We start from the raw sequence: 15199 nt of genomic DNA on the forward strand, positions 1-15199 counted from the left end.
TCGGCGGCGATGACCCGCCCAGACATTTCACCCAGCCTGCCCGACGCGACCGCGGGCACGGGTGGCCCGGGCCGGAAGAGCTCCGGGCGGCTCGTGGCCATGGACGGCCTGCGCTTCGCCGCCGCGGCGGCGGTGCTGCTCTACCACTTCACGGCCACCTCGACCGTGACCAGCTACTGGGGTGCCGACCCGGTCCACGCCTTCCCGCTGCTCAACGAGGTCACCCGCTACGGCTGGCTGGGCGTCGAGCTGTTCTTCATGATCTCCGGGTTCGTCATCCTGCTCAGCGCGGACGGCCGCGGCGTCGCCGGGTTCGTGGCCTCGCGCGTGGGCCGCCTGTTCCCCGCCTACTGGGCGTGCATCGTGCTGACCGCGGGGCTGCAGCAGTTCTGGTCCGGAGGGCGGCAGACCACGCTGGTGGAGACCCTGGTCAACCTGACGATGGTGCAGGACCTGTTCGAGGTGACGGGCGTGCAGGTGGTCTTCTGGACCCTGCTCGTGGAGCTCAAGTTCTACCTGCTGGTGCTGGTGGTGCTCGCGTTCGGCCCGCTCACGCGCAACCGGGTACTGGCCTTCGCGGCGCTGTGGCCGCTCGCGGGCTGGGCCGCGCAGGAGGCGGGCGCGCGCTGGCTCGCGGACTGGCTCGTGCCGGACTACGCGCCCTACTTCGCCGTCGGCATGCTGCTGTTCCTCGCCTACCGTGACGGGTTCGACGTGGTCACCAGCACGCTGCTCGCCGGCGGGCTCGTGCTGTGCGTGCTGCGCGTGCTGGACGCCGCCGGACGTGCCTCCGACCTCCAGGGCGTACCGGTCAACCCCGTCATCACGGTCATGGTGCTCCTGGCGAGCGTGGCCGCCGTCTGGGCCACGACGCTGCGGGGCCGGACGGCACCGCCCCGGCGGGTGACGGCGGTGCTCGGCACGGTCGGCGCGCTCACCTACCCCGTGTACCTGGTGCACACGCAGTTCGGGTACGCGGTGATCGACGTGCTGGCGCACGAGACCACACGGACCGTCGCGCTGTTCGCGGCCGGGGCCCTGAGCCTGGTCCTGGCGGTCGTCATCCACTACGGCGTCGAGCGCCCGACGTCGGCCCGGCTGCGCCGGGCGGTGCAGTCCGGTCTGGTGCGCGCCGGTGACGCCCTGCGCCCCCGCGGCCGGGTCCCGATACCACGGGCCTGACCCGGACGGTCGGCCGGGCGGGGAGTCGGCGGGGCGGGGATCAGCGCGGCGGGTCCGCCACCGCGAACGGGAGCCGGTGCAGCAGCTCGGCCTGCTCCTCGGCCCGGCGGCGCTCCCGCTGGCCGGCGGCGAGCTCGCGTTCCCGGCGCTCGGCGAGCACGGCGTGCAGGAAGGCCTCCGGGTGCGTCCCGGGCGGCGGCCCGGGGGCGACGTACGGCTCCACCCGGCCGGCGAGGTCGTCGGCCAGCCGCGCCCGGGACTCGGGCGCGAGGCGCGCCGCGCGCCCCAGAAGCTGGCGGGCGGCCAGCGCCAGCCCGTCCGGCAGCCGGCGCATGTCGGCGGTGTGCGCCCACGCCGCCAGCGACTGCGGCATCACCACGGGGGCCGACGGCGGCTTGCCGCCCCGCACCCGCACCGCGTAGGTGCCGGCGGCGAGGTCGCCCAGCCGCTTGCCCTTGGCGTTGGACAGGGAGACGATCGCGGCGATGCCGCCGAACGTCATCCACAGCTCGAACACGCCGATCAGCGCGCGGACCAGCGCGTGCCGGAACCGCACCGGGCCGCCGTCGTCGCGCACCACGCGGATGCCGCACGCGAGCTTGCCGACCGACCGGCCGCGCGTCAGCGTCTCGACGGTCACCGGCACGCCCACCACGATCACGGCGCTGGCCACCGAGTAGACGATGAGCGCCACGTCCTGGCTCGCCGTCGCGGTCTCTAGGAACCAGATGCCACCGACGACCAGCAGGAGGAAGACGACGACGCCGATGACGAGGAAGTCGAGCATGGCGCCCATGGCGCGCGTGATGAACGACGCCGGGCGCGCGTCCAGCACCACGCCCTCGCCGATGACGATGCCGTCCTGCACGGGTCCTCCGGTCGGGGTGCGATGGGTCGTGACTCCTGTGCGGCAGACTACCGTCGTGGACATCGACGCCTTCACCGCCGTGCACGCCGCCGAGTGGGACCGGCTCAAGGAGCTCTCCGGCCGGCGCCGTCTGGACGGCGCCGAGTCCGACGAGCTGGTGCGGCTGTACCAGTCGGTGGCCACGCACCTGTCGACCGTCCGGTCCACCGCGCCCGACCCGGCGCTGGTCACCCGCCTGTCCGACGTGCTGAACCGCGCCCGCACGCGGATCGCCGGTGCGCACGAACCCGCCTGGCGCGAGGTGGTGCGCTTCGCGGTGGTGTCGCTGCCCGCCGCGTTCTACCGGATCCGGTGGTGGTCGCACGCGGTGACGGCGGCCTGTCTGCTCGTGGGTGTCGTCGCCGGGGTCTACGTCGCCACCACCCCGGCCGCCCTCGACGCCATGATGACGCCGGCGCAGCAGGAGCAGTACGTCAACGACGCGTTCGCGTCCTACTACGACCCCGGCATCGAGTTCGCCGGTGTGGTGTGGACGAACAACGCGCGCATCGCCGCGCTGGCCGTGGCGGGCGGTATCACCGGCTTCTTCACGCTGCTCGTGCTGTGGCAGAACGCGGTGCAGGTGGGTGCCACCGGCGGCATGATGGCGGCCCACGACGAACTGGACCTGTTCCTCACGCTCATCGCCCCGCACGGGCTGCTGGAGCTCACCTGCATCTTCGTCGCGGGCGCGGCCGGCCTGCGGCTCTTCTGGACCCTGATCGACCCCGGCCACCGCAGGCGCACGGTCGCCCTGGCCGCCGAGGGCCGCGCCCTGATCACCACGGTCATCGGGCTCGCCGTGGCGCTCGGCGTGTCGGGCCTCGTCGAGGGCTTCGTCACCGGCTCGGAGCTGTACTGGTGGCTCAAGATCGTGATCGGTGCGATCGTGCTCGCCGCCTTCTGGGCCTACGTGTACGTGCTGGGCGGCCGCGCGGTGCGGGCCGGTGCCACCGGTGACCTCGCGGAGCACGAGTCCGGGGCCACCGTGGTCACGGCTGGGTGACGACCCCGGCGTCCGTGCCGGTCGCACGGCCCGCTGTCAGTTGCGCGTACTAGGGTTGCGGCGCAGGAACGACTCGAGACGACATCCGGAGCAGGCCCCATGACGACGCCCGAGAGCGCACCCGACCAGCCGGCGCAGCCCACGCCGCCGCAGCCCGGCGGGTCCCAGCCCACGGGCTGGGGCGAGCCGCCGCGGTACGGGCAGTACGCGCCCGGGTACGACCCGGCCGCCCCGCAGACTCCTGCCGCGCCCCAGTACGGCACCCCGCAGTACGGCACCGCACCGGGCACGCCCGCGGCCGGGCAGTACGGCCAGAGCCAGTACGGGCAGTACTCCCCGCCCACCGCCCAGGTCCCCGGCTACCGGCCCCCGGCCGACAAGCCCGGCATCGTCCCGCTGCGCCCCCTCAGCCTCGGGGAGCTGTACGACGGCGCGTTCGGCGCCGTCCGGCACAACCCGGCCGTCACCCTCGGCCTGACGGCGATCGTCGTGGTCGTGGCCGTCGCGATCGGCACCCTGCTCAGCATCCCGCTCACCACGTGGTTCACCGACCTGTTCGGCGGGCTGTTCGCCGAGGTCGAGAGCGACCCGACCATGCAGGACCTCGGATTCACCCAGGACATCCTCGGCGTGACCTACGGCTCGATGCTCGGCACCGGCCTGCTGCTCCTGCTCGCCACCCCGCTCGCCATGGGCGTCATGGCGGTCTCGGTGAGCGAGTCGGTGATCGGACGCAAGATCACCGTGTCCGAGGCCTGGCGGCGCGTCGGCAAGCGCGCCTGGTACCTCATCGGGTTCTCGCTCCTGAGCCTGCTCGCCTGGCTCGTCGCCTACGCCCTGCTCGTGGCCGTCGTCGCCGGGCTGTTCGCGGTCGACGTCACGCTCGGCGTGATCGGTATCTTCCTGGCGCTCGCGGCCGCCGTGGTGGGCGGCGTCTGGCTGTTCACCCGCGTCCTGCTCGCCGCACCCGCCCTCGCGGTCGAGGGCGGTGGCTTCTGGGCGACGGTGGCACGGGCCTGGCGCCTCACCCGCGGCACGTTCTGGCGGGTGCTGGGCATCTACCTGCTGACCTCGATCATCCTCAGCGTCATCGGCCAGATCGTGTCCATCCCGGTGAGCCTGCTGATGAGCGTGTTCATGGTGCAGTCCAACGACGTCGGCCTCGCCGTCAGCTACGGCATCACCTACGTGGTCAGCGGCGGCATGAGCGTGCTGTTCCTCGGCGGCGTGACCGCCCTGCTCTACATCGACACCCGGATGCGACGCGAGGGGCTGGACGTGCAGCTGCAGGCCGCGGCGGCCGTGGCGGACAAGTGACATGAGGGCCGACCTGCCCGTCGTCCCCGACCGGGACACCGCTCGCGAGCTGCTCGGCAGCGAGCTCCAGAAGCCCGAGTACGCCGAGCGCGAGTCCCTGCTCGTGCGCGCGATCACCTGGGTCATGGAGCGCCTGGACGAGATCGACTGGCCGGACGCGTCGATGTCCGGGGCGCAGCTCGGGATCGTGGTCGTGGTGGTCGTGGCGGTCATCGTGCTGATCGCCTGGCTGGTGGCCGGCCCGGTGCGGCTCGGGCGCGAGCGCACGCGGTCGGCGCAGGTGCTCGGCGCCGAGGACACGCGCACGGCGGCCCAGCTGCGCGCGTCGGCCGACGCCGCGGCGTCTGCGGGCGACTGGCGCACCGCGGTCGTGGAGCGCTTCCGCGCCGTCGTGCGCTCCCTGGAGGAACGGGTGGTCATCGAGCCACGACCGGGCCGCACGGCCCAGGAGGCCGCCGCCGACGCGGGCGCGCGGCTGGCCGCCCAGGCCGACGGCCTGCGCGCTGGCGCCGACGTGTTCGACGGCGTCGAGTACGGCGACCGGGTCGCCACGGCCGACGACGACGCGGCGCTGCGCGCCCTGGACGCCGAGGTCACCGCGGCCCGGCCGGAGGTCCCCGCATGACCCTGCCCGCCCCCGCGCCTCCGACACCACCCGCGGTGCTCGCCGCGCAGACCGGCCCCGCCGACGAGCCGCCCGTGGTCGTCGGCGACGACACCACCGGCCGGTCACGGGCCGCCCGCAGGTGGCGTCGCGCGCGCTGGCCGCTCACGGTGCTCGTGGCCGTCGCCCTCCTGGTCGGGTTCCTCGCCGTGGTGCGCCCGGCGACGTCCGCCGCCCCGTACGCCCCGGACAACCCGGAGCAGGGCGGTGCCATGGCGGTCGCCGAGGTGCTGCGGGACCAGGGGGTGCGCGTGACGCACGTGACCACCGTGGCGGAGGCCTCCGCGGCCGCCGGTCCGGACAGCACGCTCCTGATCACCCCCAACCCGTCCTTCTTCGCCGAGGACCAGATCTCGGCGCTGAACCGGACGGGCGCCGACCTCGTGGTGCTGCAGCCGGACTACAGCATGCTCGCGGGCCTGACCCGGGGCTCGGTCGACTCGACGTACGGCGAGTCCGCCGGTCCGGTCGACCCGGAGTGCGCCGACCCGGCCGCGCGTGCGGCGGGCCCGCTCCGGCTCCGGCCGGGCCTGTACGACAGCTCCGACGGCTCCGGCACCGTACGCCCCGTGCTGTGCTGGCCCGACGGTGTGGGCGCGTTCGCCTACGCCCGCCTGGACTACCCCGACCGGTCGGTCACCGTGGTCAGCGACCCGACGGTGATCCGTAACGACGCGGTGCTCCAGGACGGCAACGCGGCTCTCGCGCTGTGGATGCTGGGCGGGCACGAGGACCTGGTGTGGCTGGTGCCCGACCCGATGGACGTCAGCACCGTCGGCGACGAGCCCACGCCGGCCGAGCGCGGGCAGGTCGACGCGCTCATGCCGCCGGGCTCGGCGCCCGTCGCCCTCGTCGTGGTGCTCGCGGCCGTGCTGCTCACGCTGTGGCGTGCCCGCCGCCTGGGCCCCCTGGTCGTCGAGGACCTCCCCGTCCTGGTCCGGTCCGCCGAGGCCACGCGCGGCCGGGCGCGCCTGTACCGCGCCGCGCGTGCCCGCGGGCACGCCGCCGCCGGGCTGCGCGCCTCCGCGGCCGACCGGATCGCGTCCCGGCTGGGCCTGGCCCGCTCGTCCGACGCCAACACCGTGGTCGATGCCGTCGTGGCCGCGACCGACCGCCCGTCGCAGCAGGTGGCAGACCTGCTCTACGGTCCACCCCCCGCTGACGACGCCGCGCTCGCCGAGCTCGCGCGCCGACTCGACACCCTGGAGAGCGAGGTCCACCGCCCGTGACCGAACCAGACTTCCCCCAGCAGCCAGCCCTCGACACCGCGCAGCCGCGGGAGACGACCGCCCCGCCCGCCCCGTCGCAGGAGCTCCGCTCCGCCCTGGCGGCCGTCCGCACGGAGGTGGGCAAGGCCGTCGTCGGGCAGGACGCCGCGGTGACCAGCCTGCTCATCGCCCTGCTCTGCCAGGGGCACGTGCTCCTGGAGGGGGTGCCGGGCGTGGCCAAGACGCTCCTGGTGCGCACCCTCGCGGCCGCGCTCCGGCTCGACACCAAGCGCGTCCAGTTCACGCCGGACCTCATGCCGGGCGACGTGACCGGTTCGCTCGTGTACGACGCGCGGACCGCCGAGTTCTCCTTCCGCGAGGGCCCCGTCTTCACCAACCTGGTGCTGGCGGACGAGATCAACCGCACACCTCCCAAGACCCAGGCGTCGCTGCTGGAGGCGATGGAGGAGCGGCAGGTCTCGGTGGACGGCACGCCGCGCCCGCTGCCCGACCCGTTCCTGGTGATCGCCACCCAGAACCCTGTCGAGTACGAGGGCACCTACGCCCTGCCCGAGGCACAGCTCGACCGGTTCCTGCTCAAGCTCGTGCTGCCGCTGCCCGAGCGGGACCAGGAGGTGGAGGTGCTGGCGCGGCACGCCGCCGGCTTCGACCCCCGGGACCTGGCCGCGGCCGGCGTGACGCCGGTGGCCGACGCCGGCATCCTGGCGCGGGCCCGCGCCGAGGTGTCCCAGGTGCAGGTGTCGCGCGAGGTGCTCGGGTACGCGGTGGACGTGTGCCGGGCGACCCGGTTCTCGCCCTCGCTGTCGCTCGGCGTCTCGCCGCGTGGCGCGACGGCCCTGCTGCGCACCGCGCGGGCGTGGGCCTGGCTGTCGGGGCGCTCCTTCGTGACGCCGGACGACATCAAGGCCCTGGCGCACCCGACGCTGCGGCACCGCGTGCAGCTGCGCGCCGAGGCCGAGCTGGAGGGTGTCACCGCCGAGGGTGTGCTGGACACGGTGCTGGCCTCCGTGCCCGTGCCGCGCTGAGGCGGCCCGCATGGTCGTGACGTGGCGGGCCGCCGCCCTGATGGGGCTCGGCGTGATTCCCGTGCTCCTGCTCCCGGCGAACGGGACGGTGCTGGTGTGGGCGACGGTGGTGGTCCTGGCCTGCCTGGCGGACGTCGTGCTGGCGGCGTCGCCGCGGCGCGTCGCGGTGCAGCGCCGGGTACCCGGCTCGGTGCGCCTGCGCTCCGAGGCCGTCAGCGAGCTCGTGGTCCGCAACGTCTCCGGCCGGCGGCTGCGCGCCGTCGTCCGGGACGCGTGGGGGCCGTCGGCGGGCGCCGGCCCGGGCCGGGGGACGAGCGAGCGGGTGCGGCCGGCGTCGGGCGGCTCCGGCCGGCACCACGTCGACCTGCCCGACGGCGAGGCCGCGCGCCTGCCCACCACGCTCGTGCCGACGCGGCGCGGCGACCGGGCAGCCGGCGGCGTGACGATCCGCAGCCTGGGTCCGCTGGGCCTGGCCGGCCGTCAGGTGACCCTGCCGGTACCGGGCCGCCTGCGCGTGCTGCCGGAGTTCGCCAGCCGCAAGCACCTGCCCTCCCGCCTGGCGCGGCTGCGCGAGATGGACGGCCGCGCCGCGGTACAGATCCGTGGCGAGGGCACGGAGTTCGACTCGCTGCGCGAGTACGTGGTGGGCGACGACGTCCGCTCGATCGACTGGCGTGCCACCGCGCGGCGGCGCGAGGTCGTGGTGCGCACCTGGCGCCCCGAGCGGGACCGGCGCGTGCTGATCGTGCTGGACACGGGGCGTACGTCCGCCGCCCGGGTGGGGGCCGCGGACTCCACGGGGGCCCCGCGCCTGGACGCCAGCATCGAGGCGGCCCTGCTGCTCGCGGCGCTGGCGGGGCACGCGGGCGACCGGGTCGAGCTCGTCGCGTTCGACCGCACCGTGCGCTCGCGCGTGGCAGGGGCGGCCGGGCCGCGGCTCATGCCCGCGATGGCCGAGTCGCTGGCCACGGTGGAGCCCGCGCTCCTGGAGACGGACTGGCCCGGCGTGGTCACCCAGGTGCGGACCCGCATGACACAGCGTGCGCTCGTGGTGCTGCTGACCACCCTGGACCCCGCGGCCGTCGAGAACGGTCTGCTGCCCGTGGTGGACCAGCTCGCCCGTGACCACACCGTCGTCGTCGCCTCCGTGGCGGACGAGGAGGTGGCACGGCTGCGTGCCGGCCGCGAGACCGTGGCCGAGGTCTACGACGCCGCGGCCGCGGCTCGCGGCGACCTGGAGCGGACCGCGGTCACCACGATGCTGCGCCGCTACGGCGCGGACGTGGTGGAGGCGCTGCCCGACGACCTGGCCCCGCGCCTGGCCGACGAGTACCTGGCCCTGAAGGCAGCGGGCAGACTCTAGCCCGCTTCGCGCACTCAACGGCCCGGTGGCTAGACGCCCAGGTGGCGGAGCACCGCCAGGACACGGCGGTGGTCCGCGGCGTCCTGCGGCAGGTCGAGCTTGGTGAAGATGGCTGCCACGTTCTTCTCCACCGCCCCGTAGGACAGGTGGAGCAGGTCCGCGATCGCCCCGTTCGACCGGCCCTGCGCCATCAGCCCCAGCACCTCGCGCTCGCGGGCCGACAGGCGGTCCAGCCCGTCGTCCTGCCGGGCGGAGCCCATGAGCTGGGAGACCACCTCGGGGTCGAGCACCGTCGCGCCGCGGGCCACCCGGCCGAGCGCGTCGACGAAGTCCCGCACGTCGGCCACCCGGTCCTTGAGCAGGTAGCCGACGCCGCGCGCGTCGCCGGCGAGCAGCCGGCTCGCGTACCGGGTCTCCACGTACTGCGAGAAGAGCAGGACGGGCAGGTCCGGGTGCCGGCCGCGCAGGCCGAGCACCGCCCGCAGCCCCTCGTCGGTGAAGCTCGGCGGCATGCGGATGTCCGCCACGACGACGTCGGGCAGGGACCCCTCGCGGGCGAGCCGGGCGATCTCGTCCTCCAGCGCCGCACCGTCGCCGACCGCGGTCACGGCGTGGCCGCGGCGCGTCAGGAGGGCGGCGAGGCCGTCGCGGAGGATCGCCGAGTCCTCGGCCAGCACCACCCGCAGGCCCGGCGACGGGTCGTCCGGCCTGGTCATGCGGGTTCCGACGGGCTGGTGGCACTCGGCAGGGTCACGGTCACCACCGTAGGCCCGCCGACCGGGCTGGACAGGTCGAACGTGCCGTCCACCGAGCGCACCCGCTCGGCCAGGCCGGCCAGGCCGGAGCGCAGCCCCGAACCGTCGGGCGGCACCACGCGCGCGCCGCCGCGCCCGTCGTCGCGCACCCGGATGCGCACCATGCCGCCGACGGACTCGACCAGCACGTACACCCCGGCGGCCCGGGCGTGCTTGGCGGCGTTGGTGACGAGCTCGGCGACGCTGAAGTAGGCGATCGACTCGACGGCCGGCGCCAGGCGGCCGTGGGCCTCGACGCCGGCGTCGACGTCGACCGTGACCGGCAGGGGCGAGCGCGCCGCGAGGGTCTCGAGCGCGACGGTCAGGCCGCTGTCGAGCGCCGGCGGGTGGATGCCGCGGGCGAGCTCGCGCAGCTCGGTCAGCGCCTCCTTGGTTGAGGTGTGGGCGGTCTCCACGAGCTCGGCCGCCTGGGTCACGTCGCCGCCGTCGGCCAGGTGCTCGCGCGCCTCGCCGAGCTGCATCGCCACGGCGACCAGGCGGGCCTGCGTGCCGTCGTGCAGGTCCCGCTCGATGCTGCGCAGGCGGGCGTCGGCGTCGTCCACGGTGCCGGTGCGCGACCGCTCCAGCTCCGCGACCCGCAGGCTCGCTCGCGTGGGGCTCAGCAACCCGGCGGTCAGCACACGGAACAGCAGCGTGAACGCCCGGGTGATCCAGGGCCAGCAGAACAGGAGCACGAGACCGGCCAGCGCGGTCAGCGCGATGCGCGGGGGCGTGTCCACGAAGTACCCCGGGCCGAACTGCGCCCCGCGGTGCAGCTCACCGTCGGTGCCGAGCTGCTCGGGCAGGAACCGGTACCAGATGCCGTAGGTGAGCGCGCCCAGGCTGGTGGCCAGGAACGTGACGCTGACGACGAAGGACAGGACGGACAGCGGGAAGGTGACGACCATGAACAGCAGTGCCCGCCAGCCCGTGGCGTCACCGATCAGGGAACCGACGGTGCGCCAGAACCCGCGCGGTCGCACGTACGGTGCGGGCGCCTGGACGTCGACGTCGAGCAGGTCGCGGGCCAGGCCACGGTAGGCGCCGCCCCAGCCGCGTCCGCCGAGCACCACGCCGCCCGACACGACCAGGCCGACCACCGTGACGGCGATGCCCGCCGTGAGGCTCACCGCGAACACCGCGTAGGTGAAGGCGAAGGGGGCGAGGAGCAGCACGAGGGCGAGATAGCCCTGCTCGCGCCAGGTGCGGCTCGCGAACGGGGCCGTGAGGAAGCCCGGTTCCCGGTGCCCGGCGCGCCGGGTCGCGGTGCCGGCCGCGGGCCGGTCGAAGGTCATGGTCGTCATGGTGCCAGGTTCGCCCCGGCGGGGGTGCTCGGACCATGGTGCCGGCCGCCCGGTTCGGGCGGGGGTTGTCCCCCCTGCCGCCGGCCGGGTGCGGGTCCGCCGCACCGGGAGTGGTGCGTCCGACACGGGTGAACCTGGTGTCGCCGGACGCCGGAGACCGGCTTTGCTGGACCGGCCTGGCACACTGGAGGGCATGAAGGTACGAGTTCTCGTCGTCGACGACGACACAGCGCTGGCCGAGATGATCGGCATCGTCCTCAAGGGTGAGGGTATCGAGGCCATCTTCTGTGCCGACGGCGACTCCGCGCTGGGGATGTTCCGCACCCACCAGCCCGACCTCGTGCTGCTCGACCTCATGCTGCCGGGCAAGGACGGCGTGCAGGTGTGCCGCGAGATCCGCGCCGAGTCCGGCGTGCCGATCATCATGCTCACGGCCAAGTCCGACACGCTCGACGTCGTCGTGGGCCTGGAGTCGGGCGCCGACGACTACGTCTCCAAGCCCTTCAAGCCCAAGGAGCTCGTGGCCCGGATCAAGGCCCGGCTGCGGCGCAGCGAGGACCCGGGACCGGAGCGCCTGGTGGTGGGTGACGTCGAGATCGACGTCACCGGCCACACCGTGACGCGCGGGGGCGAGCGCATCGCGCTGACCCCGCTGGAGTTCGACCTGCTCGTGGCGCTGGCGCGCAAGCCCTGGCAGGTGTTCACGCGCGAGGTGCTGCTGGAGCGGGTCTGGGGCTACCGGCACAGTGCCGACACGCGCCTGGTCAACGTCCACGTCCAGCGCCTGCGCTCCAAGATCGAGCGCGACCCGGAGAACCCGGAGATCGTGCTCACGGTGCGCGGCGTCGGCTACAAGGCGGGCGCTACCCGCTGATGCGCTCCGGCCTGGCCACGCGGTTGCGCCGGGTGGTCGCACGGGCCCGGGTGGTCACGGTCCGCGGCACCCGCCGGGCGGTCGCGCAGTGGCGCTCCTCGCTCCAGCTCCGGGTGGTCGCCACGGCGCTCACCATCGGCCTGGCCGCGATCGTGGTGCTGGGCCTGTACCTGTCGACGTCGGTCCGGGACGGCATCTACGAACAGCGGATCGCGGCGATCGACCGCGAGACCGCGGCCTTGACGGCACAGGTGTCGGAGAGCTTCTCGACGGCGTCGACGACGTCCGAGGGCGAGCTGCAGACGCTCCTGCTGGACACGATCGCGACGCTCACCGTCACGAGCGGGTCCACGGCGCAGGACTACTTCCTGCTGCAGGTGCCGGGTGGCACCGCACAGGTGTCGAACGTGGCCTCCCGGGGTGACCTGACCGACGTGGTGATCAGCGACGAGCTGCGGCAGGCGAACATCGCCTCCGAGGACGACCAGGTGCTCCAGGCCGTGGCCATCCCGCCGCTGGACGGCACGAGCGAGGTGCGTCCCGGCGTCATCGTGGGTTCGACGGTGCAGGCGTCGCCGGACGCCACCTTCGAGATCTACTACCTCTACTCCATGGAGCCGGAGCAGGAGACGCTGTCGTTCGTGCACCGCGTGCTGCTCGCCGGCGGGTTCGGCATGCTGGCGCTGCTCGGCGTGGTGACCTGGACCATGGCGCGCCAGACCGTCACGCCGGTGACCCGGGCCGCCACCGTGGCCGAGCGTCTCGCCGAGGGGCACCTGTCCGAGCGGATGCCGGGCGCCCGCGGTACCGACGAGATGGCGAGCCTCGCGCGCTCCTTCAACGAGATGGCCGAGAGCCTGCAGGACCAGATCCGGCGCATGGAGGAGCTGTCCGCCATGCAGCGCCGGTTCGTCTCCGACGTCTCGCACGAGCTGCGCACCCCGCTGACGACCATCCGCATGGCCAGCGAGATCGTCCACGAGTCGCGCGACCAGCTCGACGAGGACGCCGCCCGCTCGGCCGAGCTGCTGCTGGGCCAGATCGACCGGTTCGAGTCCCTCCTGTCGGACCTGCTGGAGATCAGCCGCTTCGACGCGGGCGCCGCCGTGCTGGACGCCGAGCGCCGCGACCTGCGCGACCTCGTCATGTCGGTGGTGGAGCAGGCGTCGCCGCTGGCGGAGACGAAGGACGTGCGGGTCTCCGTGCGCCTGCCCGACGCCGACGCGGCCGCCGACTTCGACCCGCGCCGCATCGAGCGCATCCTGCGCAACCTGGTGGTCAACGCGATCGAGCACGCCGAGGAGCGCCCCGTCGAGGTGACCGTGGCGGAGGACGACCGGTCGGTCGCCGTCGTGGTGCGCGACTACGGCGTCGGCATGACCAAGCAGGAGGTGGAGCACGTGTTCGACCGGTTCTGGCGTGCCGACCCGGCGCGGGCCCGCACCACCGGTGGGTCCGGCCTGGGGCTGGCGATCGCCTTGGAGGACGCCCACCTGCACGCCGGGCGCCTCGACGCGTGGGGCCGGCCGGGGCAGGGTGCGAGCTTCCGCCTCACGCTGCCGCGCAGCGCCGGGGTGCAGATCGGCGAGCCGCCGATCACGCTCGCGCCCGCCTCGCACGAGTTCGGTGCGCAGACCGGGCAGGTCCCGGCGGTGCGTCCGCCCACGGGCCCGACACCGACGGCGATCCCGGACCTGTCCGGTGCCACGACGACGACGCCGTCCGACCGGCCGGCCGGCCGGACGACCGATGTGGAGGTGCGCTGATGCGCCGGGCGGTCCGCGCCGTTCTCGGCGCCGTCGTGGTGCTGGCCGCGGTCGCGGGAGTCGGGGCCTGTGCGCAGATCCCGATGTCCGGCCCGGTCCTGGAGGGCAACGCGGACGAGGACCCGCAGGTCGACATCGCGATACTGCCCGAGGGGCCGACCTCCGGTGCGGAGCCGCAGACGATCGTGTCCGGGTTCCTGCGTGCCGCGGCGGCCGCCGCGACGTCCCCGAAGGAGTTCCAGACCGCCCGTGAGTTCCTCACGGAGGACGTCTCCGTGGCCTGGGACGCCGAGGCGGCCGTGCGGGTGGTCCGCGAGGCGCCGCTGGCGCAGCTCACCGACCCCGGCGTGGAGATCGAGGGCGCGGACACCGTCGAGGTGGTGGTGCGCGCGACGACCATCGCCACCGTCGACAGCGTGGGGTCCTACACGGAGGTCGGGGACCCGCGCGAGCTCGGCTACCGGTTCACCCTGGTCCGGGTCGGCAACGAGTGGCGCATCTCCGTCCTGGACGACGGCGTGATCGTGCCCGCCAACCTGTTCGCGAACCAGTACCGGGCGACCCGGCTGTACTTCCCTGCCGCCACGGACGCGAAGAGCTTCGTGCCCGACCTGCGCTGGTTCCCGCGGCGTCAGTGGCGCAGCGTGGCGGTGCAGCAGGTGCTGGCCGGCCCGCCCGAGTGGCTGCAGGGCGCCACGCAGTCGCTCGTGCCCGAGGGCACCCAGCTCAGCTCGGCGTCGGTCCGGGAGTCCGATGGCGAGGAGGCCGTCGCGGTCCGGCTCAGCGAGCAGGTCAGCGCGGCCCCGGCCACGGACCGGGCGATCATCGCGGCGCAGCTGTCGGCGACCTTCTCCGAGGGCGCCGGCCGGACCGTGCCCGTGGACCTGTACAGCGGGACCAACCGCCTCGCGGTCGACGCGGCCGACGTGACCGTGCCCGGCACCGCCGGCCAGGCCCTGGCCGTGCAGGACGGCGAGATCAAGCTGGTGACCGACGGCGTGCTGGAGACGTACGAGACGACGGCGGACCTGTCCGCCGTCGGCGACCCGACGGCGTTCGCGGTCAGCCCCGCGGGCTCGCCGATCGTCGTGCGCGACGGCACGGACCGGATCGTGAGCCTCGGCGACGAGGGGGCCGTGGAGATGTTCGAGGGAGGCGACCTGGCGGCGCCGTCCGTCGACACGTTCGGCTACGTCTGGACCAGCGGCGGTACGGGCGCGCTACGCGTGCGCGACGAGGAGACGGACGAGTTCTCCCTGAAGCCCGACTGGCTCGCCGGCCGCAAGGTCATCAGCGTCTCGGTGGCGCCGGAGGGGTCGCGGGTGGCGGTCGTGAGCGAGGCGCCGTCGGGTACGCAGGTGCACGTGGCGGGCATCGTCCGCGACGAGGCCGACAAGCCGGTCAGCCTCACGCCGCGGCTGTCCGTCGCAGCACCGGTGGACGACATCGAGGAGGCCCGCTGGTCCGGGAGCACGACGCTCGCGCTCCTCACGCGGGCCGCGGACGGCACGTCCGGCGTCTGGACGGCGGGGGTCGGCGGGCTGGCCGGGACGGGTGGTGCGGCCCGGCAGCTCACGGGGCTCACCGACGTCGAGCAGCTCGCGGCCGGCGTGGCCGACCAGGGGATCCTGGTGATCACCGAGGGCGGCCACCTGGAGCACGAAGAGACGGGCGTCTGGCAGCCCTTCGCCGAGGACGTCGACCTCGTCGCCTACCCCGGCTGACCGGGCACGACCGACGCGGCGGAACCCGGGTGGGCTCCGCCGCG

At 74.4% G+C, this 15199-nt stretch carries 13 protein-coding genes; 10 read left to right on the top strand and 3 right to left on the bottom strand.

Translation table 11 applies throughout. The features are described 5' to 3' along the window. Nucleotides 1–9: 9 nt before the first annotated feature. Complete coding sequence (locus ACIBBF_RS15690) at nt 10–1182, top strand: acyltransferase family protein (RefSeq protein ID WP_397414896.1); 1173 nt, start codon at nt 10–12, stop codon at nt 1180–1182. Nucleotides 1183–1222: 40 nt separating this feature from the next. On the opposite strand, the gene ACIBBF_RS15695 is transcribed toward ACIBBF_RS15690, so the two are convergent. Further along, complete coding sequence (locus tag ACIBBF_RS15695) at nt 1223–2050, bottom strand: RDD family protein (RefSeq protein WP_397415188.1); 828 nt, start codon at nt 2048–2050, stop codon at nt 1223–1225. Between the two features lie 55 nt (nt 2051–2105). Between ACIBBF_RS15695 and ACIBBF_RS15700 the strand changes: the two genes are divergently transcribed. From ACIBBF_RS15700 to ACIBBF_RS15725, 6 genes are all read left to right on the top strand, one after another. Further along, a complete protein-coding gene (locus ACIBBF_RS15700) occupies nt 2106–3095 on the top strand; it encodes a stage II sporulation protein M (protein ID WP_397414899.1) in 990 nt (329 codons plus the stop codon). A gap of 99 nt (nt 3096–3194) precedes the next feature. Beyond that, entirely contained in the window at nt 3195–4412 is a 1218-nt protein-coding gene (locus ACIBBF_RS15705) for a hypothetical protein (RefSeq protein ID WP_397414901.1), read from the top strand. Between the two features lies 1 nt (nt 4413). Next, nucleotides 4414–5037, top strand: a complete 624-nt coding sequence (locus ACIBBF_RS15710) for a DUF4129 domain-containing protein (RefSeq protein ID WP_397414904.1) — start codon at nt 4414–4416, stop codon at nt 5035–5037. Further along, entirely contained in the window at nt 5034–6305 is a 1272-nt protein-coding gene (locus ACIBBF_RS15715; RefSeq protein WP_397414906.1) for a DUF4350 domain-containing protein, read from the top strand. Before ACIBBF_RS15710 ends, ACIBBF_RS15715 begins: the two co-directional genes overlap by 4 nt. Before the next feature lie 95 nt (nt 6306–6400). After that, nucleotides 6401–7330, top strand: a complete 930-nt coding sequence (locus tag ACIBBF_RS15720) for an AAA family ATPase (RefSeq protein ID WP_397415190.1) — start codon at nt 6401–6403, stop codon at nt 7328–7330. Nucleotides 7331–7340: 10 nt separating this feature from the next. After that, on the top strand, nt 7341–8693 hold the full coding sequence (locus tag ACIBBF_RS15725) for a DUF58 domain-containing protein (RefSeq protein ID WP_397414908.1): 1353 nt from the start codon (nt 7341–7343) through the stop codon (nt 8691–8693). 29 nt (nt 8694–8722) lie between these two features. Here the strand turns inward: ACIBBF_RS15725 and ACIBBF_RS15730 are convergent, their stop codons facing one another. Together ACIBBF_RS15730 and ACIBBF_RS15735 are read right to left on the bottom strand one after the other, a co-directional pair. Then, nucleotides 8723–9409: a response regulator gene (locus ACIBBF_RS15730; protein WP_397414910.1), complete on the bottom strand. Its 687-nt coding sequence runs from the start codon at nt 9407–9409 to the stop codon at nt 8723–8725. Continuing rightward, on the bottom strand, nt 9406–10791 hold the full coding sequence (locus ACIBBF_RS15735; protein WP_397414912.1) for a sensor histidine kinase: 1386 nt from the start codon (nt 10789–10791) through the stop codon (nt 9406–9408). The genes ACIBBF_RS15730 and ACIBBF_RS15735 overlap by 4 nt, the downstream gene beginning before the upstream one ends. 193 nt (nt 10792–10984) lie before the next feature. Between ACIBBF_RS15735 and mtrA the strand changes: the two genes are divergently transcribed. Genes mtrA through ACIBBF_RS15750 form a run of 3 tightly spaced genes read left to right on the top strand, consistent with a single transcriptional unit; the run spans nt 10985 to nt 15155 of the window. After that, the gene (mtrA, locus tag ACIBBF_RS15740; RefSeq protein WP_171103320.1) at nt 10985–11665 is read left to right on the top strand and encodes an MtrAB system response regulator MtrA; all 681 of its coding nucleotides are present in this window, start codon (nt 10985–10987) and stop codon (nt 11663–11665) included. After that, nucleotides 11665–13431, top strand: coding sequence for an MtrAB system histidine kinase MtrB (gene mtrB / locus ACIBBF_RS15745; RefSeq protein WP_397414915.1), 1767 nt, complete (start codon nt 11665–11667; stop codon nt 13429–13431). The genes mtrA and mtrB overlap by 1 nt, the downstream gene beginning before the upstream one ends. Next, on the top strand, nt 13431–15155 hold the full coding sequence (locus tag ACIBBF_RS15750) for an LpqB family beta-propeller domain-containing protein (RefSeq protein WP_397414917.1): 1725 nt from the start codon (nt 13431–13433) through the stop codon (nt 15153–15155). The genes mtrB and ACIBBF_RS15750 overlap by 1 nt, the downstream gene beginning before the upstream one ends. Nucleotides 15156–15199: the final 44 nt, after the last annotated feature.

The organism is Promicromonospora sp. NPDC050880 (assembly GCF_044456525.1).
Lineage (GTDB): Bacteria > Actinomycetota > Actinomycetes > Actinomycetales > Cellulomonadaceae > Promicromonospora.